General features: G+C 70.5%; 1 protein-coding gene. It reads left to right on the top strand.

The annotated features are described in order from the left end of the window. A partial coding sequence (locus AB0D94_RS37835) for a pitrilysin family protein (RefSeq protein WP_362062535.1) occupies positions 1-1,217 on the top strand: 1,217 nt, incomplete at its 5' end. Positions 1,218-1,295 lie beyond the last annotated feature (78 nt).

Below are 1,295 nucleotides of genomic sequence, written 5' to 3' on the forward strand. Positions count from 1 at the left end.
CGTTCTCGGCCAACTTCCGCTTCGGCGACGCCGATTCGCTGCGCGGGCGCGATGTCGCCGCCAGCCTGGCCGGCGCGCAGTTGATGCGCGGCGGCGGCGGCCTCAGCCGCGAACAAATCGACGCGCGCTTCCAGGCGCTCAAGACCAGCGCGCGCGTCGGCGGCGACCTGCAATCGGCCTCGATCGGCCTGCAGACGCGCCGCGATCAACTCGCCGATGCCGTCGCACTGGCGGCCAAGCTGCTGCGCGAACCGGCCTTCCCCGAGGCCGATTTCGAACAGTACGGGCGCCTGGCCATCACCGGCCTGGAAGCGCAGCGCCAGGAACCCGACGCGCTGGCCGGGCAAGCGCTGGCCCGCCACTTCGACCCGTGGCCGGCCGGGCACCCGCTGCACGCGCGCAGCCTGGACGAATCGCTGGCGGCGATCCGCGCGCTCAAGCTCGAAGAACTGCGCGCGTTCCACCGCGAGTTCTACGGCAGCGCCGAGGGCGAGATCGCCGTGGTCGGCGATTTCGATCCCGACGCGCTGGAACGCCAGCTGCGCACGCTGTTCGCGGCCTGGAAGCCCGGCCACGCGTTCGCGCCCATCGCCACGCGCTACACCGCGGTGGCGCCGGAGCAGCGCCGGCTGGACGCGCCGGACAAGGCCAACGGCGTGCTGCTGGCGCGCGCCAACCTGTCGCTGAAGGAAACCGACCCCGACTACCCGGCGTTGGTGGCGGCCAACTACATCCTCGGCGGCGGCATGAAATCGCGCCTGATCGACCGTCTGCGCCAAAAGGACGGCCTCAGCTACAGCGCGGGCAGCCGCCTGGACGCCGACGACAGCCGCGACGGCCGCGACGACGACGGCAACTGGAGCATGCAGGCCATCGCCGCGCCGCAGAACCTGGACAAGGTCGAACGCGCCACGCGCGAAGAACTGACCCGCCTGGTCGAAAGCGGCGTAGCCGCCGACGAACTGCGCGACGCGGTTTCGGGCCTGCTGACCCGGCGCGAGCAAGCGCGCGCCTCCGACGGCAACGTCGCCGGCCTGCTGAGCCGCAACCTGTTCTTCGGCCGGACCATGCAATCCACTGCGGACCTGGACGCCAAGCTCAAGGCCTTGACGGTGGAGTCGGTGAACGCAGCGATCAAGCGGCACCTGAAGCCACAAGACTTCAGCGTGTATCTGGCCGGAGATTTCGACGCGGCGAAGAAGGCCAGCGGAAAGTAAGTCTGCGCAGGGAGCGAAGCCAGGCCACGGCCATTGCCGTTGCTCTTCGCTCCCCCCGCCGCCCCGAACTCGCCACAG

It is taken from the genome of Streptomyces sp. NPDC048255 (assembly GCF_040652415.1).
Taxonomy (GTDB): Bacteria; Actinomycetota; Actinomycetes; order Streptomycetales; family Streptomycetaceae; genus Streptomyces.